Annotated in this window: 24 protein-coding genes and 1 tRNA gene; 14 read left to right on the plus strand and 11 right to left on the minus strand. The window is 36.7% G+C overall.

Annotation, left to right across the window (positions count from 1 at the left end; translation table 11 throughout):
• Nucleotides 1-48: 48 nt before the first annotated feature.
• The 4 genes from D5J18_RS02975 to era form a co-directional block, all read right to left on the minus strand.
• On the minus strand, nt 49-777 hold the full coding sequence (locus D5J18_RS02975; protein ID WP_119057508.1) for a YggS family pyridoxal phosphate-dependent enzyme: 729 nt from the start codon (nt 775-777) through the stop codon (nt 49-51).
• A 217-nt stretch (nt 778-994) separates the two neighbouring features.
• Nucleotides 995-2,599 (minus strand): DUF6909 family protein, encoded by a 1,605-nt coding sequence (locus D5J18_RS02980; RefSeq protein ID WP_119057623.1) that lies wholly within the window; start codon nt 2,597-2,599, stop codon nt 995-997.
• A 59-nt stretch (nt 2,600-2,658) separates the two neighbouring features.
• Entirely contained in the window at nt 2,659-3,240 is a 582-nt protein-coding gene (locus D5J18_RS02985) for a DUF3109 family protein (RefSeq protein ID WP_119057509.1), read from the minus strand.
• A gap of 295 nt (nt 3,241-3,535) precedes the next feature.
• The gene (gene era / locus D5J18_RS02990) at nt 3,536-4,417 is read right to left on the minus strand and encodes a GTPase Era (protein WP_119057510.1); all 882 of its coding nucleotides are present in this window, start codon (nt 4,415-4,417) and stop codon (nt 3,536-3,538) included.
• Nucleotides 4,418-4,740: 323 nt separating this feature from the next.
• On the opposite strand from era, the gene ligA reads away from it, so the two are divergent.
• From ligA to D5J18_RS03025, 7 genes are all read left to right on the plus strand, one after another.
• Nucleotides 4,741-6,729, plus strand: a complete 1,989-nt coding sequence (gene ligA, locus D5J18_RS02995) for an NAD-dependent DNA ligase LigA (RefSeq protein ID WP_119057511.1) — start codon at nt 4,741-4,743, stop codon at nt 6,727-6,729.
• Between the two features lie 627 nt (nt 6,730-7,356).
• Complete coding sequence (locus tag D5J18_RS03000) at nt 7,357-9,045, plus strand: FISUMP domain-containing protein (protein ID WP_119057512.1); 1,689 nt, start codon at nt 7,357-7,359, stop codon at nt 9,043-9,045.
• Nucleotides 9,046-9,427: 382 nt separating this feature from the next.
• The gene (locus D5J18_RS03005) at nt 9,428-9,706 is read left to right on the plus strand and encodes a fibrobacter succinogenes major paralogous domain-containing protein (RefSeq protein WP_119057513.1); all 279 of its coding nucleotides are present in this window, start codon (nt 9,428-9,430) and stop codon (nt 9,704-9,706) included.
• 287 nt (nt 9,707-9,993) lie between these two features.
• Complete coding sequence (locus D5J18_RS03010) at nt 9,994-11,196, plus strand: reverse transcriptase domain-containing protein (protein ID WP_260377438.1); 1,203 nt, start codon at nt 9,994-9,996, stop codon at nt 11,194-11,196.
• Entirely contained in the window at nt 11,168-11,512 is a 345-nt protein-coding gene (locus D5J18_RS03015) for a four helix bundle protein (protein WP_165844947.1), read from the plus strand. The genes D5J18_RS03010 and D5J18_RS03015 overlap by 29 nt, the downstream gene beginning before the upstream one ends.
• A 36-nt stretch (nt 11,513-11,548) precedes the next feature.
• Nucleotides 11,549-12,055 (plus strand): MutS N-terminal domain-containing protein, encoded by a 507-nt coding sequence (locus D5J18_RS03020; protein WP_119057516.1) that lies wholly within the window; start codon nt 11,549-11,551, stop codon nt 12,053-12,055.
• Between the two features lie 555 nt (nt 12,056-12,610).
• Nucleotides 12,611-13,675, plus strand: coding sequence for an FISUMP domain-containing protein (locus D5J18_RS03025; RefSeq protein ID WP_119057517.1), 1,065 nt, complete (start codon nt 12,611-12,613; stop codon nt 13,673-13,675).
• 185 nt (nt 13,676-13,860) lie between these two features.
• On the opposite strand, the gene D5J18_RS03030 is transcribed toward D5J18_RS03025, so the two are convergent.
• From D5J18_RS03030 to D5J18_RS03040, 3 genes are all read right to left on the minus strand, one after another.
• Nucleotides 13,861-14,358, minus strand: a complete 498-nt coding sequence (locus tag D5J18_RS03030; RefSeq protein ID WP_119057518.1) for a hypothetical protein — start codon at nt 14,356-14,358, stop codon at nt 13,861-13,863.
• 4 nt (nt 14,359-14,362) lie between these two features.
• Nucleotides 14,363-15,136, minus strand: a complete 774-nt coding sequence (locus tag D5J18_RS03035; RefSeq protein WP_375730843.1) for a (Fe-S)-binding protein — start codon at nt 15,134-15,136, stop codon at nt 14,363-14,365.
• 119 nt (nt 15,137-15,255) lie between these two features.
• Entirely contained in the window at nt 15,256-17,391 is a 2,136-nt protein-coding gene (locus tag D5J18_RS03040; protein ID WP_119057519.1) for a polyribonucleotide nucleotidyltransferase, read from the minus strand.
• A 545-nt stretch (nt 17,392-17,936) separates the two neighbouring features.
• Here D5J18_RS03040 and D5J18_RS03045 point away from each other — a divergent pair.
• The gene (locus D5J18_RS03045) at nt 17,937-18,374 is read left to right on the plus strand and encodes a DUF417 family protein (protein WP_119057520.1); all 438 of its coding nucleotides are present in this window, start codon (nt 17,937-17,939) and stop codon (nt 18,372-18,374) included.
• A gap of 83 nt (nt 18,375-18,457) precedes the next feature.
• Here D5J18_RS03045 and D5J18_RS03050 read toward each other — a convergent pair whose 3' ends face one another.
• Genes D5J18_RS03050 through map form a run of 3 tightly spaced genes read right to left on the minus strand, consistent with a single transcriptional unit; the run spans nt 18,458 to nt 20,291 of the window.
• Nucleotides 18,458-19,228, minus strand: a complete 771-nt coding sequence (locus D5J18_RS03050; RefSeq protein WP_119057521.1) for a class I SAM-dependent methyltransferase — start codon at nt 19,226-19,228, stop codon at nt 18,458-18,460.
• A 32-nt stretch (nt 19,229-19,260) separates the two neighbouring features.
• Nucleotides 19,261-19,416, minus strand: coding sequence for a hypothetical protein (locus D5J18_RS08780; protein ID WP_165844948.1), 156 nt, complete (start codon nt 19,414-19,416; stop codon nt 19,261-19,263).
• Nucleotides 19,417-19,457: 41 nt separating this feature from the next.
• Entirely contained in the window at nt 19,458-20,291 is an 834-nt protein-coding gene (gene map / locus D5J18_RS03055) for a type I methionyl aminopeptidase (protein ID WP_119057522.1), read from the minus strand.
• A gap of 316 nt (nt 20,292-20,607) precedes the next feature.
• On the opposite strand from map, the gene D5J18_RS03060 reads away from it, so the two are divergent.
• The 6 genes from D5J18_RS03060 (at nt 20,608) to D5J18_RS03085 (ending at nt 24,394) form a co-directional block, all read left to right on the plus strand.
• Nucleotides 20,608-20,681, plus strand: a tRNA-Met gene (locus tag D5J18_RS03060).
• A 201-nt stretch (nt 20,682-20,882) separates the two neighbouring features.
• Nucleotides 20,883-21,707 (plus strand): helix-turn-helix domain-containing protein, encoded by an 825-nt coding sequence (locus D5J18_RS03065; protein WP_119057523.1) that lies wholly within the window; start codon nt 20,883-20,885, stop codon nt 21,705-21,707.
• Between the two features lie 681 nt (nt 21,708-22,388).
• Nucleotides 22,389-22,913: a PH domain-containing protein gene (locus D5J18_RS03070; RefSeq protein ID WP_133298092.1), complete on the plus strand. Its 525-nt coding sequence runs from the start codon at nt 22,389-22,391 to the stop codon at nt 22,911-22,913.
• Nucleotides 22,914-22,940: 27 nt separating this feature from the next.
• Nucleotides 22,941-23,423, plus strand: a complete 483-nt coding sequence (locus tag D5J18_RS03075) for a hypothetical protein (RefSeq protein WP_133297998.1) — start codon at nt 22,941-22,943, stop codon at nt 23,421-23,423.
• A gap of 215 nt (nt 23,424-23,638) precedes the next feature.
• Nucleotides 23,639-23,923 carry a virulence factor gene (locus D5J18_RS03080; RefSeq protein WP_119057526.1) on the plus strand — a complete coding sequence of 95 codons (285 nt, stop codon included), beginning with the start codon at nt 23,639-23,641 and terminating at the stop codon, nt 23,921-23,923.
• 96 nt (nt 23,924-24,019) lie between these two features.
• On the plus strand, nt 24,020-24,394 hold the full coding sequence (locus tag D5J18_RS03085) for a hypothetical protein (RefSeq protein WP_119057527.1): 375 nt from the start codon (nt 24,020-24,022) through the stop codon (nt 24,392-24,394).
• Between the two features lie 55 nt (nt 24,395-24,449).
• Here D5J18_RS03085 and D5J18_RS03090 read toward each other — a convergent pair whose 3' ends face one another.
• On the minus strand, nt 24,450-24,773 hold the full coding sequence (locus tag D5J18_RS03090; protein WP_119057528.1) for a DUF6922 domain-containing protein: 324 nt from the start codon (nt 24,771-24,773) through the stop codon (nt 24,450-24,452).
• Nucleotides 24,774-24,945: the final 172 nt, after the last annotated feature.

A 24,945-nucleotide genomic window follows, 5' to 3' on the forward strand; every position in this document is an offset into this window, starting at 1 on the left:
GAGCTCTTTGTATTTTATTTATTAATTTTTTAATTAAATAATTAGAAATCACCCTTCATTCCAGTAGTAACTATCGGGGTATTTTCTTTCGCCAAAAATTGCTGTTCCTACACGCACAATAGTGGCTCCTTCTTCTATTGCTATTTCCAAATCATTGCTCATGCCCATAGAAAGTTCATTCATTTCTACGTTGGGGATAGATAAAGATTGTATTTTGGTTTGAATATTCTTCAGAAGCTGAAAACATTTCCTCACTCTTTCTGCTTCGGCGCTAAATAAACCAATCGTCATTAATCCTTTGATTTTCAACCTATCTAAATGGGCTACTTGCTGTGTGAATTCGATAGCTTTATCTGGATAGACACCAAATTTACTTTTCTCTCCAGAGGTATTTACTTGAATGAAAACGTCTATTGTTTTATCTTCAAATTCTAATCTTTTTTGAAGTTTTTCTGCCAATTTTAGACGGTCGAGAGACTCCACACAAGTTACATCATACTTTAAAATTTCTTTGACTTTATTTGTCTGCAAATGCCCAATAAAATGATTAATATGTGGCGTATCTTTTAACTTTTCATATTTATTTTTCAATTCCTGCACTTTATTTTCAGCGATTAACAGATAGCCAGCGGCAATCGCTTGCTGGATTTTTTTAGCAGAAACCGTTTTAGTTGCTAGAAGCAATTTCACTTCATCGGGGTTTCTGTTGGATTGAATACAAGCTTGATTGATTCTATTTTCAATTATTTTGAGATTGGATACGATGTCAGATGTCATTATGAATGTTTTTTATTTGTTTCGTCTATTCATTTAGCAAACATTTATCAAAAAAAACACCAGCCACTGATGCCTCAATTTTACTAAAAGAAAAAGAAATTACCGTCTTCAGTCTTTACTTTAGGAAAGAAATGCTTGTTTTTATCAAAAAAAATAAGCCTTCAAATTTTTAACTTGCATCAAAAGTAGCTAAGATTAGATTCTTAAAACTTGCTTTTTACTTCTTCAATATTTGCTCTAAAATTTTAGATGTAATAAGGTATGTTGGTTTTACTCCTGTAAGTCCCAAGCCTCCAGAAGCTAACGTGCCTCCAGTTTCCAGCGGATTATCTGAAGCGTAGTAGGCGTAGCGCACCTTCACATCTTCTGCAATATGAGCTCGGATTTTACTAGCAATCTGAATTGCCTTCTGGTAATGCGCACCTTCCATTTCAAGACCTATTCCCTCCCAGCTGGTATCTCTAAAGAAATGCAGTAAATCTTTGTTTTGCAAAGAAGTACCTAATACCGTTACCATCATTCCGCTAAAGGATTTCAAATCTTCATACTGAAAATCTTGCAACTGAAGCTCATTTTTGAAAGGGTAATTATCTGCTGTTCCTTCAAAAATATGAGAGGTTGGAATCATGATATCTCCCTTGCGCCCTTCTAAAATACCAGCTTTCCCCATAATTGAGATGCTTTTAACTTGCATTGTAAAACCATTCTCTAAATTTTTATAAGGCTTTAATAATTCGTCCATGACTTCAAATGCCTGCTCACCAAAAGCATAATCCATCACCAGTAGCACATCATTAGAATTCACATTCTGGAAAGGTCCTTTTTTACAGTGATATTTTTCTAAATCAATGATTTGAACATTAATATTTGCTCCCGATTTATCTTTGATATAAAGTAAGCCATTTTGCTGAGCAAAATTCATCACATGATCTCTCAAATCTTTGTTTCTCGGAACGGAAAGCTCTTCGTACGTCTGAAATTCTAAATTGGGCAGATATTCTCCTTTCAAACTTTGGTGAGCGTAAAGCATATTCATCACGCTGTGCATATTGGAACTGATAATATGCAACGGGCGGTTTTGCAACTGGTGTTCCACCAATGTTTTTTTAATATGATTAGCCCATTTTTCTCCTGTGATATGATGCCCAATGGTGGAAATCAATGTGGAAGTAAACAGAATCTCACGGCTTAATAGCCCATTAAAATCTTGATAACTCAATTTACCCATCCAGTAAACAACGTGCAAGAGACGATGCTTGTTTTCATGGTAACTAAATGCCTCGTAAGCCCACTTCGTTTCTTCAAAAGTTCGTCCTAAAATTTGTGCTAAATAGGTCAAAACCACCTCTATATCAGCTTCAGGCATCTCTTCTTCGCTATAGACGAATTCTTCTAACTTTTGCCAAGTTCGGTTCATTTTCTTTGGGTTTGAACCGAATGCGTTATTCCTAATTTTATCTGCTTCGTTATAGAAAAAAGTTAAATGCGTCAAAATATCATAAATCTCACTTCGCCCGCGAGTTACTTCAATATTCATTTGCTCCTCATCAATACGATAGCAGTTCCGTCTTCTCTTGAGCGGAACAATGGGCTGAAAAGAAGAATTTTGGTAACCTTCATCCGAAGTTAAATTAATATAACTGCATTCTTCTATCCCTTGTGGGAGGCGGTCTAGCACATAGAGCAAGCCTTCCAATTCTACTCGGTTGGGTTCAGCAATAGAACCGTAAATTTCTGGGTTAAGTTTCAGCAAAAGTTCACGCAAAGCCATACCAGAAGTCCCAGTAACTTTGAACGAACCTCGATAAAACAGATGCCGCATGGTGATATAAATACGTTCAATACTTTCGGTTGATTTTCGGGCAGAGGCAGCGTTTCCTATCACTTTGATTTATTTTTATAAAGTTCATCTTGAGCTATCATCAGCTGCTTGTACCAATCTTCGCCAAATTTTCTCAGCAAAGCTTCTTTGGTAAATTCAGCAACGGTAACACCTAATTTTTCGCCCAAACTACAAGCATCTTTGCAGATAGACCATTGGTCGTAGTTCACAGCGGTAAAAGTTTTGTACTTCTGCACCCGAATAGGGTACAAATGGCAACTCACAGGTTTTTTGAAGTCAATTTTATTGTCTTCATAAGCTTTTTCTATACCACATTGGGTAATTCCATCTTTATTGAAGACCACATAAGCACATTCTTTACCTTTGACCAGCGGAGTAGTCCAGTCGCCCTCAAAGTCTTTAACGTATTTCCCCTGCTCCTCAATAGCTTCGATTCCCTCTGGGCGAAGATAAGGTTTTACTTCTTCATAAATTTCATCTAAAATATTCAGTTCATCTTCATCCAGCGGAGCACCGCTATCGCCCTCTACACAGCAAATGCCCTTGCATTTCTCTACATGACAAACGAATTCCTTTTTTAGGACATCTGTACTGATAATGGTATCGTCAATTTGAATCATAGTGAAGCAAATATAAAAAAGCTTAATTTCATTTTTCAGCTTTTCGTAAGAAAAAACTGTGCTAAATTTAGAATAAAGTTAAAAAAAATCAATGGCAACGCCGTCTCGGCATTTTATCAAATTATCAAAGGATTCTAAAAAGACTTGAAGTAATTCAAAAATAATTATTAAATAATCATTAAAAAAAAGACGCTATTTACCTTTTATTCGCCATATAATCAGTGCGTTGAAAACGAAAGCAAAAAGAATTTTTTAAGCCTTAAAAAATTTTTTAACTAAAAAATTCAAACAAGCTTTAATACCCAAAATGTTCTAAATCACGATTATTTTTCCGCCAATTTTTCTTCACTTTTACAAAAAGCTTTAAAAATATTTTTTTCTGAAAGAAATCTTGGATTTCCAGCCTTGCTTCTCGCCCAATTTTAGATAAAGAGTTCCCTTGGTGGCCGATTAAAATTCCTTTTTGAGAATCTCTTTCCACATAAATATCGGCATAAATCCTTATCACATCCTCTTCTTCTATAAATCTTTCGGTCACAACCTCCACCGCATAAGGAATTTCTTGCTGGTAATTTTCTAAAATTTTTTCTCTGATGATTTCATTCACGATGAATCGCTCACTTTTATCAGTCAGCTGATCCTCAGGATAGTACATAGGTCCTTCGGGCAGTAAATTTTTAATCTTCTCTAGCAGAAAATCAATATTGAAATGATTAAGTGCAGAAATAGGCAAAACATCAGCTTTGGGCAGCTGCTTGTGCCAGTAGTCTACCGTTTCTTCCACTTCCGCTTGATTACTCAAATCTATTTTATTCACAAGAATAATGACGGGGATTTTCAGGCGGTGAAGCTTCTCATTCAGCAGTTCGTTTTCTAATTTCTTTTGGTTCGGTTCAACTACATACAAAATCACATCAGCGTCCTTAAACGCTTCTTCTACAAAACTCATCATTCGATTTTGCAGTTCGTAGGCGGGGTTCAGAATTCCTGGCGTGTCTGAGAGAACAATCTGCATCTCTGGCGTAGTTACAATACCCAAAATGCGGTGGCGTGTGGTCTGTACTTTTGATGTAATGATAGACAAGCGCTCGCCCACCAACTTGTTCATCAACGTTGATTTCCCCACATTAGGATTTCCAATGATATTTACAAAACCTGATTTAAATTTTTCAACCATTTCTACAAAGATAAGCTTTAAACCCGTAGTGCATTATAAAAAAGTTGCTCAAAACACCAAAATAAAACATATGACATTGATTATGAGCAAAATACTATTAATACTATTACAGTCGACTTTGAGGCAATTTACAAATTAATTTTGAAAGAATTACGCATAACTTCAGAAAATGAGAAATTTTATTTTCAAACCAATTATTCCCGAAACCAATTGATTTAGAATTGATTCAAAAAATCATCAAAAAAATCTAACCAAGTAATTCAGTTTAGCCGATCAAAACCTTATTCTCGTTTTGCTTATCTTTGTTTTTTATTAATCATTTTATGAGCATAGAGCAAAAAATCAAAGCATTATCTCAAGAATTAGACGAGCATAATTATAAATATTATGTGCTAGATCAGCCTGAAATATCTGATTTTGAATTTGATATGAAATTAAAAGCTCTACAAGAATTAGAAAATGAGTACCCGAAATTTGCAGACCCTCATTCACCGACGCAACGGGTTGGCGGGGCAATCACTAAAAACTTCCCGACCGTTGTTCATCAATATCGGATGTACTCGCTGAACAATGTTTATGAAATTTCAGAATTGCAAGAATGGCTCGAGCGAGTAAAAAAAGATTTGGGAGAAACCGTTGAATTTGTATGCGAATTAAAATTCGATGGAGCGTCCATTAGCTTAACTTACGAAAATGCCACTTTGGCACAAGCGGTAACAAGAGGCGACGGCTACCAAGGTGATGAAATTACCGCCAATGTGAAGACCATCAAAAGTATTCCTCTAAAATTAAAAGATGCAGAAGCCAATGAAATTTTTGCCCGCGGTGAAATTATTTTGACGCATGAAGCTTTTCATAAAATCAATCAAGAACGAGAAGAATTAGGATTAGAAACATTTATGAACCCGAGAAATACGGTAAGTGGGTCTTTGAAACTACAAGATTCTGCCGAAGTGGCTAAAAGGGAATTATCAGCATTTATCTATGGAATTTATGGCAAGAATCTTCCTTTTGATAATCAATGGGCAATGCTGCAAACAGCTAGAAAATGGGGCTTCAAAATTCCAAATTCAGCAAAACTTTGCTTAGCTGAACAGCAAATCTTTAACTTTATTGCATTTTGGGACAAGCAAAGGCACGATTTAAATTATGAGATAGATGGTGTGGTGATAAAAGTTAACCAATTTTTTCAACAAAACGAATTGGGGTATACCGCCAAATCACCACGCTGGGCAATCGCCTATAAATTCAAAGCAGAACAAGCCAAAACACGATTGAACAAAGTCTCTTACCAAGTGGGCAGAACAGGGGCGGTGACCCCCGTGGCAAATTTAGAACCCGTTCTGTTGGCTAGGACTACAGTAAAGCGTGCATCGCTACATAATGCTGATATTATCAAAAATCTAAAAATTTGCTTGGGAGACATGGTTTATGTAGAGAAAGGAGGTGAAATTATACCCAAAATTGTAGGTGTGAGTTTAGAAGACCGCCCAGCCAATGCCCAAGCGGTGGAGTTTACAAAAACATGCCCTGCCTGTGCAACGCCATTGGTGCGTACAGAAGGAGAAGCCGTACATTATTGCCCCAATGAAGACGGCTGCCCACCACAAATTAAAGGGAAAATAGAACACTTCGTTAGCCGAAAAGCGATGGATATGGAATCCATTGGGAGCGAGACAATTGCACAGCTCTATGAAGTAGGATTAGTGCAGAAAATTTCAGATTTATACCATTTGCAGGTAGAAGATTTGCTTCCGCTGGAGCGAATGGCACAAAAATCAGCAGAAAACATCATTAATGCCATTGAGAAATCAAAAAAAATTCCGTTTGAGAAAGTTCTCTACGGCCTAGGCATCCGTTTTGTGGGAGAAACCGTTGCAAAAAAATTAGTCGAAGCTTTCCCAAATTTAAAATTACTACAAAATGCAAAGCCAGAAGAGCTAGAAGAAGTCGATACAGTCGGTACGCGAATTTCTAAAAGCGTAGTAGACTATTTTAGCCAAAAAGAGCACATGGAAATGCTGGAAGATTTGATGAATCAAGGATTGCAATTTGAAGCAGCAGAAAAAGAATTAACGTCTAATAAATTTGAAAATCAAACATTTCTATTCACTGGGAAATTGGCTGAATTTACGCGAGATGAAGCCAAGCAATTGGTAGAAGAAAACGGAGGTAAAATAGCATCTTCTGTGACTAAAAATTTAAAATTTTTAATCGTGGGTGAGAAAGCTGGTTCAAAATTAAAAAAAGCACAAGATCTAGGCAGCGTTCAAATTTTAACCGAATTGGAATTTTTGGAATTACTAAAGTAATTTTTTAGCAATTAGTGCAAAAGTGATTGTTGGTCTACTGGCGTTGATTGAGATAAAATAAATAAAAATTTCTAAAGCCTTAAAAAAAAGACCTTCTTTTAACTAAAAAAATTAAGCCTTAAAAAAAAATGAGATTTTTAAATGCACGTCAACTCCCTTTCCTTGGGAAAGGGCTGGGGATAGGATAAAGCCTTAAAAAAAATCCTCTGCCCAAAAAAAAAATAAATTTGCATAATTCAAAAACGTGAAATACATTTGCGGGCAGGTTGAGAAAAGAGAAAAATCTCAACAGAAAATTTTAACAAAAAAATAACGAAATTTTAACAAATGAAATTTGTGAGTTTCAAAATAAAGTGTAAACACACACACACACAAGTAATGAGCTAAACAACTCATTATCAGCTACTTATAATAATTTTTTGCTTCCCCGTAGGAGCGAACCGCAAAGCCGTGCAAGAAAATCTTGTGCGGTTTTTCTATTTTCACCTGTGTGAAAGTAGTAATTTCTTCAAAAAGAAGAGCCTCACGGGTTGGGGCTCTTTCTAAAAGAAGAAGCAAAAAAAATAGCAAAAATTTAATTAAAAAAAGAATAAATCAATCAAATATTAACCAAAAAAATTAAAGCAAATGAAGAAATTATTATTTTCTTTAGCCGTATTGCCAGGAGCTTTAGCTATGGCTCAGGTGGGCGTTAATACAGACAAGCCAAGGAGCAGCTTAGATGTAGCTTATATAAAGGGAGCGGATCCTGCAACACCTCAGGGAGTTCACTTCCCGAATGTTAGCACAGAGCAGCGCTTAAAATTTGAAAATGTGAGTGAAGGAATGATGATTTATAATACTGATAAGAAGTGCCTTGAGATGTACCTTGGGGACGGAAGCGGTTCCCACGAATGGCAATGCATCCCCAATGTAGGGAGCGAATCATCACAAAGAGTATCAGTATCGCCAGCAACATTCGGCGGGCAATTTATAGGAGGCGTGGCATTATCAGGCGCCAGCGTAAGTTTCAAAATTACCAACAATGGATTCTCTCCCATTGATGTTGACTTCTCTAATGCCGTTACGGTAGAAAATGAAAGGGGAAATATAACAGTAAATGGCGATGCCCACAAAGGCGTTAGCCTAAAAGGAGGCGCAAGCAAAACCTTGACGTATCAGCTTAGCGGGACGCCGCAGGCAGGTACGCTTACGGCTAGATTCAACCAATCAGGATTAAGTGCAGACCAGCAAATAACGGTAGACAAAGGAAACGCAAACCTGCAAAACCAAGAGCATTATATCGTGTCGTTAGCCCATAGTAGCACGCCCATACAAGGTCTTATAGAGAACAACCAAGTTAGCATCAGTATACCTTACACTGGTGGAAAAGGAAGTTATGATGCCGTAAGCATTACCCAAACCACCGCCCCAGGGCAAGGAGGAGCAACCAAGAAAATCACGCTTAGTATCCCCGCAGGGAACTTTGGAGTGCAAGGCGAGTTGACTGCGACGCTAAACGTAGAAGGAGGTGGGCGTTACCCAGTTAGGCAGCTGCCGGCAGGGGAAAGTTACAACATTGCAACTTATAATATTGATATTAACGGGAGCACATCCAAAGTCATCATCAAAGGGATAGGCGGTATCCCAGACAGGATGTTTGGCAAAATGACCAACGGACAATTACGCCACCAGTTTGTTTACTTGCCCGTTACCGTTACAGGAGCAGGTGGTTATAATAAGACATGGCTCAATTACAACTTAGGAGCAGAATTTGCCAAACTAGGAGAAAACTTTAAGCCACAGCAGCAGTTGTTTGGTAGAGCTGCCCATGATGATGATAAAACCCACGGTTCATTATACCAATGGCAGCGAGCGAGTGATGGGCATGAGCTTAGAAATGTACAAACTACCTCAACACAAGCCTCAAATTGGAGAAACGCAGGCAGTTCAGCGTTTATTACTGGAAGCTCTAACTGGGTACGGAATGGTGAAAATGCAACAGGTTCAGATTTGCTGTTGTGGAGAGCAGGCGGAGTTAATAACCCTTGTCCGTCTGGTTACCATGTTCCGACTGTGCAGGAGTGGCAGCAATTACTCAATGCTATAGGAAGTAATGGAATGTATACACAGACTAAGTTGCCAAACCTTGCAGCTGCTGGCTCCCATCGCTATGACAATGGTTCGCTGTACGGCAAGGGTTCTTACGGAGAATACTGGAGTAGCTCTGCTAACGTCAGTAGCAGCGCTCACTACATGCACTTCTACAGTGGCTACAGCAGTACGAACATCGACAGCCGAGCTTACGGCGGCAGCGTGCGTTGCCTCAAGGATTAAGAGAGGGTATCGCTAGCCGACCCGCCGCAGGCAAGTCGGCTGGCAAGCGGGAGGTGAGGAAGATGTCAAGCGTATTCCCGCCTTTTGCGGCCCGCCGCAAAAGGCGCTTGGCAGAAAAATCACTAACCAATTGTTCTTTGAAATATTGAGGGATTTTAAAATTATGTTTTTTACTCTTTGAGAACTGTATGATGCTACATCTGGGTATGTAAAACAGAAGCCTGAAATAGCATGTGGCTAGTCAGTAGCCTAATAGCTAAGGTAAGGTGGCGGAGTGTTGTGCAGCCCTAGAGTAATGTGGAGAATAATCTTCCAAAAAATAGAGTATTAATCCAAGCCTAAACCATCTCCCCCTAAGGGGAGTGGTATAGGTGTGCAGGGAATGCACACGCTACCAGAACACACGTTGCTGAGTAGTGAAATTAGGCTTTTTTTTGCGTGGCGGTGTTCGCCAGTCGCTGCTTGGCTGCGCCTTGCAGCTGCTGGCTACCATAACTATAACAATGGTTCGCTGAACAACAAGGGTTCTAACGGAGAATACTGGAGTAGCTCTGCTAACGACAGTAACAACGCTCACAACATGAACTTCAACAGTGGCAACAGCAATACGAACAACGACAACCGAGCTAACGGCAACAGCGTGCGTTGCCTCAAGGAATAAGCTCACTTTTTGGGTAAAACCATAAGTTAATTTTAATGAAATGCAACGGTATTTCTATCTTTCAATATTTCAAGAATAATTTGTATTCCTCAATGCATCAAAAGGAGTAAAAAAAATACTCAGAAGAAATTAGGACTTAGAGTATACTAAGGATATACTAAGATATACTAAGATATACTAAGAAGACAAAGGGAATTCCAAAAAGGAATTTTAAATTTAATATTTTAGAGCTTTATGCTCTTGCTAAAACGAAACAAAGAAAGCTTATCAGATTACTTTATAAAAAATTGCACGAAGCCTATTACAGTGCAAGAAAGCACAAAAGAACCAAGCCAGAACAGCTGCGCTTTGAGTATGAATATGATGCTAAATTATATGAGCTTTGTCAGCTAATTGCTACGCAACAATATGAGCCATTGCCCGCCAAAGTTTTTGTGACGCGCAAGCCTGTGCACCGTGAGATTTTTGCACCGCAGTTTAGGGACAGGGTTGTTCATCACTTGATTTATAATTATTTGTATGATTATTTAGACAGAAAGTTTATTTATGACAGCTATAGCTGCCGAGTTGGCAAAGGGACGATGTTCGGCATTGAACGGGCAAAAAGTTTTATGCGGAAAGTAAGCCGTAATTATACACAAGATGCCTATGTGCTAAAGTTAGATATTAGTGGCTATTTTATGAATATCAACAGGAAATTACTCTATGCAAAATTGCAGCAAATGATAGATTTCACCGCACTGGATATAACGAAAACAGAGCAAAAAAGTTTAGAATATTTGCTGAAAGTCAATACCTTGCACGACCCGACAAAAAATGCCATTCGCAAATCACCCTTACACTATTGGGATACAATACCACGGAGCAAAAGTTTGTTTCACACGGCATCTGATTGCGGATTGCCCATTGGCTCACTCACAAGCCAGCTGTTTTCAAATGTTTTTTTGAATGATATAGACCACCGCATCAAGCAACACATCCCTCACTATGGCAGGTATGTAGATGATATGCTGCTGATGCACCAAGATAGCGAAACCCTGCGTGCGGTGATTCCTATGGTGAATGAATGGCTGGGCGAGATTGGACTGCAGCTCCACCCAGGCAAGATCGTTTTGCAACACTACAGCAAGGGATTTTATTTTTTGGGGCAATACATCAAGCCAGGCTGTTGCTACATCAGCCGCAGGCTCAAGAAGCATATTTTTATCTTCCAAAAAGAATTAGAAGCTTATTTTGCATTACCAAGACAAAAGGAATTGAAAGAATTGCAGTTGGTAGAAAATAAATTAAATTCGTATTTTGGTGTATTAGCCAAAGCCAATACCTACCAGTGGACAAAACTTTGGGTGGATAAATTGCCTCAAAATTTGAAGGAATACATGGACCTAACTTATAATGAAGCAACCCAGCAAATGAAAGCAAGTTTGAAATCTGCTTATAAAATTAAAAATAATTACACCCGTGAGTGTTACGCATTTACCCATTTATAGAAGTGCCTTTAGATTCCATGTATACGTGAATGATTTGGTAGATACCTTCCCCAAAAGATACCACTATACGCTGGGCGCTAAAATGCGAAAAAATAATATCCAGCTGTGGGAAAATATAGAGTTGGCGCTGGTGGAAAAAGAAAAAGAGAAAAAATTAAAATATTTTAAAAAAGCTCAAAAGAAGGCATTTAGGTCAAGAATTTATTTTAAATTAGCACAAACATATGGTTTGGTGTCACTCAAGAAAATTTCTTATGTTTTCTTTGAATTAAATGATGTTGAAAAACAAATAAAAGCGATAGTAAAACAATGCTAAAGCGTCTGAATTCCCATAAAAAACCTATTTTTTTCTATGAATACGCAAGAGAAACTAAACCTGATAGATCAAGATAAGTACAATAGCTTAATATTATTCAAAGAAGGGAATTTCAGGAAGTGCTATAATGAGCATGCCATGTTTTTTGTAGAAAACGTGAAGATGATGAAAATCCATACCCGATTTTATAAAAACGTGCAAAAATATATTCATGCTATAGGCTTCCCCGAGCGCTCGGTAGGGAAGTATGTAGATTGGGTGAAAGAGGAATTTAAAGCAAAGATAGAAGAAGACACCGCAGAATACATACGTCTGGTGGCATGCCGCTGGAAGAAAAAATATCACTACAAAGTATGGGAAGAGCCACTGATACAAATAAAAGAGGGGCTCATGCTAGAGGAAAAAAGACCCAGCATAGATGGAAGTTATAAAGATAAAATCTGCACCCTTTTAGATGAATTTGCAATAGAAAAATCTACACCGCTAGAGGCTTTTCAATTTTTAATAAAGCTAAAGCATGGCATCAAAGAACCTAATAACTAAAGGACTCAAGAATTTCATTTTATATTTTATGAAAATCTAAAAGTCTAAAAATCTAAGAAGTGACGTTTTAAATAGCAAGCTGAACGCATTAAATACAAACTGGAAAAAATTTCTAAAGCCTTTAAAAAAAATCCACTGCCTCAAAAAAAAATAAATTTGCATAATTCAAAAACGTGAAATACATTTGCGGGCAGGTTGAGAAAAGAGAAAAATCTCAACGGAAAATTTTAACAAAAAATAACGAAATTTTAACAAATGAAATTTGTGAGTTTCAAAATAAAGTGTAAACACACACACACACAAGTAATGAGCTAAACAACTCATTATCAGTAACTTATAATAATTTTTTGCTTCCCCTCGGGAGCGAACCGCAAAGCCGTGCAAGAAAATCTTGTGCGGTTTTTCTATTTTCACCTGTGTGAAAGTAGTAATTTCTTCAAAAAGAAGAGCCTCACGGGTTGGGGCTCTTTCTAAATGAAGAAGCAAAAAAAAACAGCAAAAATTTAATTAATAAAAGAATAAATCAATAAAATATTAACTAAAAAATTAAAACAAATGAAGAAATTATTATTTTCTTTAGCCGTGTTATCAGCAGTAGCGGTCACCGCCCAAGTAGGCATTAACACAGATGCTCCAGAGGCGACATTAGACATCAGAAAAAAAGACAACCAAAAAGGAGACCTGCGCATAGAAGGAGACTTGCGCATACAAGATGTTGAGGAAAAATCTATCCAATGGTTTTTAGTTTGGGATGAAAAAGACCAAAAGGTGAAGCGCACAAGCCTTTCAAGAGAGATTTCAAGGATTAAATCGGAAATAGAAAATGATGGTAAAAGAAAGCACATCCGAGATAAGCAGCCAGCCAGAGCAGATGAGATCATCAATAAAATCAAGCAATGTGCACCAGAAAACATAGTTTTTGATAAATTATTTGGTGTCGACGGCAAGCATGATTTTGTGTATTGCGCTATAACTGTAACTGGTACTAATTATAATAAAACATGGCTCAACCTCAACCTTGGAGCAGAATACGCCAACATCCATAGTTCTCATTTTGACCCTATCGTTAGTAAAACAGGCACAGATGCCCATAATGAGGCTAAAACCTACGGTTCATTATACCAATGGCAGAGAGCGAGTGATGGGCATGAGCTTAGGAATCAACCAATTACCCCAAACAAAGCCCAAAGTTGGACATACACAGGCAATTCAGCAGGGAAGTTTATTACTTCTAGCGATAGTAATTGGGTAAATAATCCTTCATCAGACCTTAACTTGTGGCAAGCAGGCAAAGTTAATAACCCTTGCCCGTTAGGTTACCATGTTCCGACTGTGCAGGAGTGGCAGGAATTTTATCAGGCTGTAACGGGTAGCACTTCTGCTGTTTCTACTGATCAAATGTGGATACAGGATAAGTTGCCAAACCTTGCAGCTGCTGGTTACCATTATGGTAACGATGGTACACTGTACTACGCGGACTCTGGCGGGTACTACTGGAGTAGCTCTGCTACCAGCGGTAACAACGCTGACAACTTCTACTTCCACAGTGACGGCAGTGATGTGAGCGACAATAGCAGCAGCCAAGCTCACGGGCTCAGCGTGCGTTGCCTCAAGGATTAAGAGAGGGATTGCGAGCCTTAACTTTATCAAAATTAAGATAAAAGCAATAAAACTTTAATCTTAAAAAAACATAAGCATGAAAGTAAATCGTGCTTATGTTTTTTCATTTTATAGTGTTTTTTTTAAAAGTTTAGAAGAAATAATTCCTTAAAACAAATGAAAATTTTTAAAGGCTTTAAAAAAAATCATAGGAATTTACTCGCCCAACTATCTTTCAACTTTCGCTTCCATTGGTGGCGGAATTGGTATAAATCTGAAATGCTGTTATCATACACCAAAGCATCTGAATTGATTTCTCCATTTTTGAGCTTCATCTTAAATTGATGCAGTTTTTCTACTTTTATTTCTGAGTTTTCGGTAGCTTTCCATGCGACCAGCATTCGGTTGGTTAAGGGATTTTCTATTTCTTTCTCTAAACCTTGCATAAATCTCATTAGGGAATCAATTGAACAGCCAGAAGCGCCAGCCTTGCTTTCGTCTACGCAAATTACAATAAAGCGACTCTCTAGCAGCTCAAACCCAGCGTGTAGATCACTTCCGTGGGCTTGCCACTGCGAGATGAATGAATTTAAGGATTTACGAGCGAGCTCCAAAACTTCTTCTTGCAAGGGATTTTCTGCCATGAAAATCCAAACTTTACTGTTTTCATCAAAGGATAAAAAGTGGCTAAAAATCTTTTCCATTTTTCTATAATTCTTCTGCTTCTGCTATCAATTCTGCAAAATCTTTAACTGCTAAGTTACGATTAAAATGTTTAATGCCGTCTGTCATCATCGTATTACAAAACGGGCATCCTGTTGCGATGACTTCAGGTTGAGTTCTCAGAGCCTCTTCGGTTCTTTCAATATTGATTTCTTTATTCCCCGACTCCGCTTCTTTGAACATTTGTGCTCCACCAGCGCCACAGCACAGTGCCTGAGCTTTGCATCTTCTCATTTCTACTAATTCGGCGTCCAGTTTTTTGATTAAGTATCTGGGCGCTTCGTAAACGCTGTTTCCCCTCCCCAAGTAGCAAGGGTCGTGAAAAGTTATTCGTTTACCGCGGAAAGCTTTTCCTTCAATCTTCAAGCGGCCGTTATCAATCAATTCTTGCAAAAATTCTGAATGATGTTGCACCTTATAATTCCCCCCTAAGTCTGGGTATTCATTCTTCAAGGTATTAAAGCAATGGGGGCAGGTTGTTACAATATTTTTTATGTTGTAAGCGTTTAAAACCTGAATGTTTGTAGCTGCAGCCATTTGAAATGCGAATTCATTTCCCGCTCTTTTAGCGGGGTCTCCCGTGCAGCTTTCCTCGGTCCCGAGCACGGCGAAATTCACATTAATATGATTCAGTATCTTTACAAATGCCCGCGTGATTTTTTTAGCCCTATCATCAAAGCTTCCAGCGCATCCTACCCAAAATAAGACTTCAGGTTCTTTGCCTTCAGAAAGCATTTGAGCCATTGTTTTTACTTCCATTTTTATTCTAAACTGATGAATCAAATATAAGCTTTTTTCAAAAATTTTTAAGCCTTTAAAAAAATAGTATAAAAAAAGGGACTGATTTTCAATCCCTTTTTTTTTAAGCTTTAGAAAAGTTATTCTTCATTTTTCTTCTCTGGTTTTGGGAGCAGAACCTTTCGGCTTAATCTCATTTTCCCAGTTTTCTTGTCGTTTTCGAGGTATTTTACTTCAATAATGTCACCAATGTTCACCACATCTTCCACATTATTCACACGATGCCACTCCAGCTCAGAGATATGAACGAGCCCCTCGGTACCTCTTTTCAGCTCCACAAAAGCGCCAAAAGGTTTGATGGAAACCACTTTGCCTGTGTAAGTTTCACCAATTTCAGGTTCAAAGGTAATTTCTTTAACTCGCCGAATGGCTTCATCTATGCCAGCTTGGTCTTTCCCGCTGATTTCTACGATTCCCATATTGTCTTTCTCATCGATAGAAATTTCAGTATTTGTATTCGCTTGAATTTCTTGAATGATTTTTCCGCCTGGGCCAATCACGGCGCCAATAAAGTCACTTTTTATCATCAAAGTCACTAATTTAGGAGCGTTTGGCTTTAATTGAGGATTTGGTTCAGCAATGGTTTCCAGCATTTTATCCATAATATGGAGGCGGCCATCTTTTGCTTGCATCAGTGCTTTTTCTAGAATTTCGTAAGATAGACCAGATATTTTAATATCCATCTGGCAAGCCGTGATACCATCTTTTGTTCCCGTTACCTTAAAGTCCATATCGCCCAAGTGGTCTTCATCACCCAAGATGTCAGACAAGACGGTCCATTTTCCACTTTCTTGGTCAGTAATCAACCCCATGGCAATTCCAGAGACAGGCTTTTGAATTTTGATACCTGCATCCATCAGCGCCAAAGTCCCAGCACAAACGGTAGCCATAGAAGATGAGCCGTTAGATTCTAAAATATCAGAAACCAAACGAATGGTGTACGGATTATCCGCAGGAATCATTCGCTTCAATGCACGCTCAGCCAAATTCCCGTGCCCGATTTCTCGTCTTGAAGTTCCACGGATTGGTCTAGCTTCGCCCGTAGAGAACGGAGGGAAATTGTAATGCAAATAGAATTTTTTATCATACTCTTCGATGATGCTATCAATGCGGTCAACATCCAGCGATGAGCCTAAAGTCACCACGCTCAGAGATTGAGTTTCCCCACGCGTAAAGACAGAAGAACCATGCGTAGCTGGTAAATAATCAACCTCGCACCAAATTGGGCGAATCTCCTGCGGAGACCTCCCATCCAAGCGCACCCCTTCGTTGAGCAACATTTGGCGAACTGCATTCTTTTTAACTTTACCAAAGTATTTATCAATCAACGGTTCGATCTCGCTCAGCTCCTCTTCACTATATTTTTCTTTCCAATTTTTTAAAGCCTTATCAAATTTTTCTGATCTTTCATGCTTTTCACTCGGTTCTTTCGCAATATCATAAAGCTCTTGGTAAAGCTGTTCTTTGATTTCTCTTTCAAGATTTTCATCATTCACTTCATGGCAGTAAGTGCGTTTAGGGAAAGATTTCCCTACTTTTTCAGCCAAGCGTTCCTGTGCTTCGATTTGGTCTTTGATGGCTTCGTGGGCAAACTTAATAGCCTCAAGCATTTCCTGCTCAGAGACCTCAGCCATTTCACCTTCTACCATCACCACAGAATCCTTAGAAGCTCCCACCATGATGTCTAAATCAGCTTTTTTCAGAGTTTCTAAATCGGGGTTGATAGATAATGCCCCATCCACACGCACCACGCGAACTTCAGAAATCGGATTCTTAAAAGGAATATCAGTCAAAGCCAATGCAGTAGAAGCCGCGAGCCCAGCCAAAGAATCAGGCAAAACACTAGCATCGTAAGATAAAACATTGATGATCACCTGAACCTCTGCATGGTAATCATCAGGGAAAAGCGGACGCAAAACACGGTCTACCAAGCGCATCGTCAAGATTTCATCATCGCTTGGGCGCCCCTCTCTTTTGATGAACCCCCCTGGGATTTTACCCGCAGCTGTAAATTTCTCTCTATATTCCACAGTCAAAGGCATAAAGTCAACACCCTCTCTAGCTTCTTTTGCACCCACCACTGTAGCAAGTAACATGGTACCACCCATCTTCACCACCACAGATCCATCGGCCTGTTTAGCCAATTTACCCGTCTCTAAGGTGATGGAACGCCCGTCATTTAAACGGATTTCTTCTGTTTGTTCTATATAATTCATAAAAATATTTATGGCACAAATGTACGGTTTATTTAAAAGTTACTAAAATTCATTTATTTATATTTTTTTTCAGGTTGGCAGTCGGGCTTTTCGCTATACTCCGCAGCCTTCACTTATTTTGCCTATCGCTGGCAAGCGTTTGCTCAGTCGCTCCACACTTGCCAACGATGGCAAAAATTAGCGTTCATGCTTTGCGGGGTGCCGCTGCAATCCCTGCCAAATCAATGCATTATTTACAAGTTACACCATCTACTGCAAAATTTCTAAAGCCTTAAAAAAAAATCATGGAAAATTTAGATGAAAAATAATTTCTTCAGCACATTATTTAGTTAATCCATTCTTTTTCAGTTTTTTACAGAAAATTCATCAGATTAACTAGTTTTTGAAGTAAATTGATTTATATTTGCAATATTGAGATTTTCAATAAAAATCAATAAAATTAAAAATTAGCCAAGCGACTAAGTCTTTACCTGAAATCAAAAAAAGTTATAAGACTTTTTAAATTGGTCAAATAGAGTTAAATTTAATTTGTAATATTTATAATTATGAAAACAGCGGATAAAAAACAGCAAGATATCGGCATGATTGTAATGATTTTGGGAACTGCATTAATTTTATTATGGATAGGAGTTTTCAAGTTTACGCCCACCGAAGCTGAAGCAATAAAACCTCTGATGCAAAATCAACCATTATTATCTTGGATGTACAGCATCTTAGGGGTACAAGGCGTTTCTAACTTCATCGGTATTGTAGAAATCGTAACGGCAATTTTACTTATTTTAGGATTAAATTTTAAATTACTTTTAAAATACGCAGGAGCTTTACTCATCTTAACATTTACCATTACCATCAGTTTTATCTTCACCACCCCAGGAGTGTGGAGAAGTGTGGATGGCGTACCTGTTACAGACTTCTTTATCTTAAAAGATCTAATTCCTTTAGGTTTGGGGATTAAGCTTTTAAATGACCATAAGAAGTTATAAAAGCTTCCTGAAATGAAGTGGTTAAGTCTACAAAAGTATAAAGATGCACGGCTTCTATAACTTTTATCAAACCCATTGTTAAACTATACCGATTTTCTCACAATGGGTAGCACTTCACCTTTCATCAGAGCATATTTCTTCTGCTCTTCTTCCGTAAATTGATGAGAGCCAAAGTCTTTCGTTACATCAAATCCCACATCTTCCAGCCGTTGAAAATAATCCATTCCATACCATCTCACATGGTCATATTGCCCAAAATGTTTTTTTCTTTCTTCGGGAGATTGAATGGTAAAATCTTCGTAAGTTTTTTCTAAATCACTTTTCATTGGCACTTGCAAGATGCCCCAGCCGCCTTTTTTCATCACCCGATATAATTCTTGCATAGCCCGAGTATCATCTTCGATGTGTTCCAGCACGTGGTTGCATAAAATCACATCAAAGGTTTCATCATCAAAAGGAAGGTGGAGCAAATTGGCCTTCACGTCTGCTAGCGGACTATGAAGATCGGCCGTGGTGTAATCTAAATTTTTTAAGGCTTTAAATTTTTTGTAAAAACTTTGCTCTGGAGCCACGTGTAAAATTTTTAAAGGCTTAGAAAAAAAATCAGTTTCTCTTTTGAGGTAAAGCCACATTAGCCGATGTCTTTCCAGTGAAAGTGTGGATGGAGAAAGTGCATTCGCTCTTGATTTTCCGTAGCCGTATGGCAGAAATTTCCTGAATTTTTTGCCATCAATCGGGTCTACAAACTGATTGCCACGATAATAAATAATAAGTAAAGGTTTCACCCAAAAGCTCAAACGAATCAACCACGGGCGGGGTACGAAATTTAAAATAAATTTAAGCAATTCATTCATTATAAGTGAATTAATGATAAATCATCGATGGTTCAAAGTGATTTTTGATTAGATTCAGTATTTGATGTATTTTTACTCACTTCAACCTGAGAAATTTCTTCTTTAAATTTAGCCAATTCTACTTGAGGTAATTGCTTCACTAACGCCAAAAGTTGTTTGTAATTAAGATTAATTTCTATTGTCATCATTTAAAAATAAATAATTCTACTGATTTTCAATAATTTAAAACTCAATCTACAAAAGCGTCATCAAACAAAAACTCCTTTTCTTCATCACTTTCAATGCCCAAAGCATCATAAATGTATTGAAACGTAGAAAGCAATCTTGGTTTGCCATCAATCATGGTTACATCATGCTCAAAATGAGCTGAATAGGAATTGTCTTTACTTGTTACCGTCCAGCCATCTTTATGAAATTTCACTCGTTTTGTCCCCATATTAATCATGGGTTCAATTGCTAAAACCATTCCATCTTTCAATACTTTCCCTGTGCCTCTTCTGCCATAATTCGGCACTTGTGGTTCTTCGTGCATATCTCTCCCCAAGCCATGGCCGCAGAGTTCTCTCACTACACCATAGCCTTCTTTTTCGTTATAAATTTGAATGGCATGGCATATATCGCCTAAGCGATTTCCTTTCTTGAACTGGCGAATCCCAGCGTATAAACTTTCTTTCGTTACTTTCAAGAGTTTATCAACCTCTGGCGAGACTTCTCCGATTTTAAACGAATAAGCATGATCGCCATAAAATCCATTCATGTAGACGCCGCAATCCACCGATACGATATCGCCTTCTTGCAATGGTTTATCGTTGGGGATGCCGTGTACCACTTGCTCGTTTGGCGAGATGCACAGCGATTTTGGGAAATCATACATACCAAGAAAAGCGGGATAAGCACCGTGGTCTCTGATGAAGGCGTCTCCTAAATCATTAATCTGCTGTGTGGTAACGCCTGGGCCAATGATTTTTGCGATTTCGCCTAGAGTTTTAGAGACTAACAAAGCACTTTCACGCATCAGTTTCAGTTCGTCTATACTCTTTATGATGATTTCTGCTTTTGCCATGTTTATTGTTTTATAAAATCTTCACAAAGTTAATAAATAGGTTTCTTTTAAAATAATTTTGTAGTTTTGAATAAGATTATTCATCTATTTAATGATTTGGTAGTCAATTAAATATACGATTTTTTAATCAAATGGACAATCTTTTTTCTTTTTTTATTCCTAAATGCACAACAGGTTTTAATAATTAATTTCTTATTAAATTTCAAAAGACACCCCCTTGAGAATAGTTTTCAAGCGCTTCGGATAGTTGTGATTTTAAAGAAAAAAGTTTTGTGTGATTTAACAGAAAATTCATATATTTGCAATCCTTTTAAACGGCGAGGTAGCTCAGATGGTTAGAGCGCAGGATTCATAACCCTGAGGTCGGCAGTTCGATTCTGCTCCTCGCTACTTTTCAAAGCCATTGATAATCAGTGTTTAAAGCAAAGATTTCAATGGCTTTTTTTTTGGAACAACTTAAAACCGTATATGAAATCGTGTATAAAACTAATTAGTTTATCTTTATGTTTACTTTAGTTGTTATTTTATATATTTGTCCTGCGATATGATTGCGAAATTACAATAATATTACATTATATCACAAAAAATAACATGGAAAGTGCTCAACAAGTTATAAACAATCTTTTAGCGAAAATTACTCAAGAGGAGTTAGCTAAAGAATTAGGAGTATCTCAAAGCTACATTTCAGGATTGAGTTCAGGTTCCAGAAATTTAAGCAAGAATTTAGCTATTAAAATCTCTGATAGATTTAGACTTGACAGGAACTTACTCTTGCATTTTCACAACCCAAAAAAATACCCAAAGCATAACAAACTTAATTCAGCTGATGAAATTTTAACAAACAATGGTAAAATGCTTGAAAAAAGCAAACCAGCAATCAATCAAGGTTTCTCTAGCAATACCTATCCGCCTATATCTGAGGGTGAAGTAATAGAAAATAAAAGCGGAAATAAATATTATCCTAATCCAAACGGAGGTTTCACAATTGAAGCTCCTGTGGTGCCGTTCCCAGCTTATGCTTCCTTTGTTGAAGTCTTTGAAGATGAATATAAAGTTCACGATGATTTCTCAAAAGCTTATTTCACGGTAGACCACGTAGGGCGGGGGCGATATATCGGTTTCCGTGTTACCAACGAAAGCATGAACGACGGAACAATGAACGGAACGCCAAGCGGAGCAGAAATTTTAGGAAGAGAATTGCAGCGCCACCATTGGAAAGACGGATTCAAACCAACTAAATACGGCTGGGTTATAGTAACGCACACAGGTATTTTATTCAAAGATATAATTTCAAATATTTCAGAGAACGGAACGCTAAAGCTTCACTCAAGAAACCCGTCCCCTGAATATTCCGACTTTGATTTTGACGTAAACAAAATCCACAGCATATTCAAAGTAATTAAAAGACAGTTTTAGACAAGAATAAGAAAGGTACAAAACATCTTTTAGGCTCTTTAAATGATATTTATAAGTATGAAGACGAACTTTTATAAAGCGTAAATTTTTCCCTTTAAAATCACTATAACTCGCAAAAAAAGTTAAATAAAAAACCGAATAAACCTCAGGATTAAACCGAATTTATAACTAATTGATAAACAATAGGAAGACTGTGATTTTAGCTCTCAAAGAGAGTTCATAACCCTGAGGTCGGCAGTTCGATTCTGCTCCTCGCTACAATTGCAAAGCCATTGATAATCAGTGTTTAAAACAAAGATTTCAATGGCTTTTTTTTTGAAGAAATAATTCTAAGCGAGTACGAAAGCGAGTACAAAATGAAATGGACTAAACCGAAAATTTATAAACCTAAAAAAGGACGTTGGTACATCTATTATAATTTTGAACATCCGACAGAGGTTAATAAGCTTGGCAGACCTAAAATGGTTCGTTTTTGGCAGTCTACAATTTCTCCACAATTCGGATAAATTAGTTGGCTTTTTGGCAGTTTCTTTTTTTTGCTAAGCCTTATTATTTCGTTATAAAATTTCAACACCTCAGTTAGAACTATTTTAATCATTAATAAACAATTATATAATTATGTATTTATATATTTGTGTTTATGTTAATCATATTACATTTTTAATTAAATTTGAAGAAACTATGAAGAATTTATTTCAAGAAATAAATGTAATTGAGAATAGAGAACCTGAAGAAGTTATTTACGAAACTAGACTTCACTGGATAAGCTTTTTGCCCTATATTGTAGGTATGTTATTTACCTTACCTAGTTTATTCGCATTCGTAATTATATTTTTTACTTATGTAAGTAAAGGAGTTAAGTACGAAGATACTCAGCCTTTTGAGTTTGTCGGGCTATTTACTTCTGGTATGTTTTCTTTACTGTTTTTATTTTTACTCTATAAATATTTTCTACTTAAAAGTATAAAAGTTCAGGTGCTTAAAAATAGTCTAACCTTACGTTCAGGAGTAGTAGCACAAGAAGTGAACGATATTCTATTAAGTAAGTATGAAGGGTTTCATTTACATCAAAGTGCGATGGGTAAATGGCTTGGGTATGGAATATTTAGAGTCACAACAGGAGGAGCATATCAATCTTATAAAATCAAAGACCCCATGGGGCTAAGGAATACTGTAATGAATCAAATTAATGAAATAAATAAATAAATAATAAAAATTTTTAAATATTACGCGATGAAAAGAAAATTGAAAACATTAGCATTTTGTTTAATGCTTGGAACTAGCTTTACCGCTATTACTTCGTGTAACAATGATGACGGAATAGAAGAAGTTGTAAAGAATAAAAAGAATAAATATACTTATTCTCCTCCAGCATGGATTCAGGGCAGCTGGGTGGATGAGGAAGAATTAGATGAAGCTCGTGGTTATAAGTTTACTGAATCAGGTGTATATTTTGTTAGTAAGGATGGTGAAGTAGCTTTGGGTGGATCTGAAATTGATGAGAATTGGAAAAAGGCGGAGCATTCAAGTAATAATAAATATAAATTCGCTTTGTTAGATGAACTTTATATCTATGAAGTTAAATATATTGACGATAATCATGTAGAGTTAAAACTACCTGTTTTGGTTAGCGACAAACCCATTAAGTTTGAATACTATTATTTAAAATTAAAAAGACGTAATAAAGATTTTATTATACCAAAAATATTTGAATAAATAATAAATTATATTTTAAGTTTAAAAAGCCCGAACTGTATCGGGCTTTTTTAATAAATATAGATTTGTGTCACACAATCATTTATATAATTATTGTAGGCGTGGGGCAGTTGAGTGTCCTTAAATTGAGGGCAAAGCCACTCATTGGTTACTTTTATAATACTCAACTTTGTTTTATTGGTTGCTTTTATAATACTTTTGATTATCTTTGCATTATGTACGCAGTATTATTTGATTTAGACACGAATTGCCTTAATGAAAATTATGAAGGCACTACATATCATAACGCCTATAAGCTAATCAAGGATTTTATGATTAGTAACGGATTTGAATGGAAGCAAGGAAGCGTTTATTTCGGTGGTAATACAATTGATGCAGTTACTTGTGTTCTTGCTGTCCAAAAATTAGCAAAACAATATCCTTGGTTCTCTACCTGTGTGAAAGATGTGAGAATGCTTAGAATAGAAGAAAACAACGACCTTTTACAAGCTATTTTATAAAAATAGCGAAGACACCCCATACACGACAGAAGATTTTCTTCAAATAGGCTACAAAACGAGTGATCCAAAAGGTGGGATTTGCAAACATCAATTCTAATGAAATTTATAATATTAAACCTTTTTGCTGTTATCATTTTGTATTCATGCACAAAAAAAAATAAATCAGATTATCCAATTCTTACTAAAGAAGAAGCAATTACTGGATTTAAGTATCTTGAACTAAAACATAATAAATATGTTTTTAACGAAAAGTCTGCGAGAGACAATAATGTGTCGAATAAGATTATTAAAGTATTAAAAGAAAATACAGATAGTATTAATGACTACCTTAAAAATGAATTAGGTGACTTGTATGAAAATAAGGACTCTGTTGACTTCTATTTATTAAGATTAATTAATTTTCAAGAAATGGATGAAAATGACTTTCCTATAGCACGAGATAGTATATTCAAAGATATTCAAATTAAATAATTTTTCTAAGTTGATAATAAACTGCAGTAATTTTTACCGCAGTTTATTTTACTTTTTACGAGTTAAAAAGAATCTCTCGGAACTGTTTTCTTTTGTAACTCCATAAATCTTCTTTTTTTAACTCAAACCCGATGCATACATAATTCATATCTATTTCATTTAATACGGGAACTTCATTTTTTACAATCTCAATGAAATTATCTAATCCTCCATATAAATGAATAGCTGCATACCAATCACTATACCAACCTCTTTCTATAACTCGCTGAACTACAATAGCTCTTGCGTTTTTCCAATCAAATGTATCTAAATTATATTCCCATAGTAATGCAGGATTTATTTTCTCATTTGGGTGGTCTTGCCAATCATCAAAAATCATATTGATATAATTAGATTATCTATACAAATTTACTAATAAAATGTTTATTTATCATTCTTGAAAACCATACCCTTGAAGAAGCTGTTAAGGTCTTCTCCATTATTTTTAAAGGCTTATAAAATTCCTTGTTGTTTAATAATTCTTCTTTGTCGATTATAACTATGTGGGTTTA

It is taken from the genome of Candidatus Ornithobacterium hominis (assembly GCF_900538215.1).
Taxonomy (GTDB): Bacteria; Bacteroidota; Bacteroidia; order Flavobacteriales; family Weeksellaceae; genus Ornithobacterium; species Ornithobacterium hominis.

Bases quoted from the DNA above. Each gene is read 5' to 3' on its own strand.
- D5J18_RS02975 (WP_119057508.1), bottom strand. From the start codon at position 777: ATGACATCTGACATCGTATCCAATCTCAAAATAATTGAAAATAGAATC.
- D5J18_RS02980 (WP_119057623.1), bottom strand. From the start codon at position 2,599: ATGCGGCATCTGTTTTATCGAGGTTCGTTCAAAGTTACTGGGACTTCT.
- D5J18_RS02985 (WP_119057509.1), bottom strand. From the start codon at position 3,240: ATGATTCAAATTGACGATACCATTATCAGTACAGATGTCCTAAAAAAG.
- era (WP_119057510.1), bottom strand. From the start codon at position 4,417: ATGGTTGAAAAATTTAAATCAGGTTTTGTAAATATCATTGGAAATCCT.
- ligA (WP_119057511.1), top strand. From the start codon at position 4,741: ATGAGCATAGAGCAAAAAATCAAAGCATTATCTCAAGAATTAGACGAG.
- D5J18_RS03000 (WP_119057512.1), top strand. From the start codon at position 7,357: ATGAAGAAATTATTATTTTCTTTAGCCGTATTGCCAGGAGCTTTAGCT.
- D5J18_RS03005 (WP_119057513.1), top strand. From the start codon at position 9,428: ATGCACACGCTACCAGAACACACGTTGCTGAGTAGTGAAATTAGGCTT.
- D5J18_RS03020 (WP_119057516.1), top strand. From the start codon at position 11,549: ATGAATACGCAAGAGAAACTAAACCTGATAGATCAAGATAAGTACAAT.
- D5J18_RS03025 (WP_119057517.1), top strand. From the start codon at position 12,611: ATGAAGAAATTATTATTTTCTTTAGCCGTGTTATCAGCAGTAGCGGTC.
- D5J18_RS03030 (WP_119057518.1), bottom strand. From the start codon at position 14,358: ATGGAAAAGATTTTTAGCCACTTTTTATCCTTTGATGAAAACAGTAAA.
- D5J18_RS03035 (WP_375730843.1), bottom strand. From the start codon at position 15,136: ATGGAAGTAAAAACAATGGCTCAAATGCTTTCTGAAGGCAAAGAACCT.
- D5J18_RS03040 (WP_119057519.1), bottom strand. From the start codon at position 17,391: ATGAATTATATAGAACAAACAGAAGAAATCCGTTTAAATGACGGGCGT.
- D5J18_RS03045 (WP_119057520.1), top strand. From the start codon at position 17,937: ATGAAAACAGCGGATAAAAAACAGCAAGATATCGGCATGATTGTAATG.
- D5J18_RS03050 (WP_119057521.1), bottom strand. From the start codon at position 19,228: ATGAATGAATTGCTTAAATTTATTTTAAATTTCGTACCCCGCCCGTGG.
- D5J18_RS08780 (WP_165844948.1), bottom strand. From the start codon at position 19,416: ATGATGACAATAGAAATTAATCTTAATTACAAACAACTTTTGGCGTTA.
- map (WP_119057522.1), bottom strand. From the start codon at position 20,291: ATGGCAAAAGCAGAAATCATCATAAAGAGTATAGACGAACTGAAACTG.
- D5J18_RS03065 (WP_119057523.1), top strand. From the start codon at position 20,883: ATGGAAAGTGCTCAACAAGTTATAAACAATCTTTTAGCGAAAATTACT.
- D5J18_RS03070 (WP_133298092.1), top strand. From the start codon at position 22,389: ATGAAGAATTTATTTCAAGAAATAAATGTAATTGAGAATAGAGAACCT.
- D5J18_RS03075 (WP_133297998.1), top strand. From the start codon at position 22,941: ATGAAAAGAAAATTGAAAACATTAGCATTTTGTTTAATGCTTGGAACT.
- D5J18_RS03080 (WP_119057526.1), top strand. From the start codon at position 23,639: ATGTACGCAGTATTATTTGATTTAGACACGAATTGCCTTAATGAAAAT.
- D5J18_RS03085 (WP_119057527.1), top strand. From the start codon at position 24,020: ATGAAATTTATAATATTAAACCTTTTTGCTGTTATCATTTTGTATTCA.
- D5J18_RS03090 (WP_119057528.1), bottom strand. From the start codon at position 24,773: ATGATTTTTGATGATTGGCAAGACCACCCAAATGAGAAAATAAATCCT.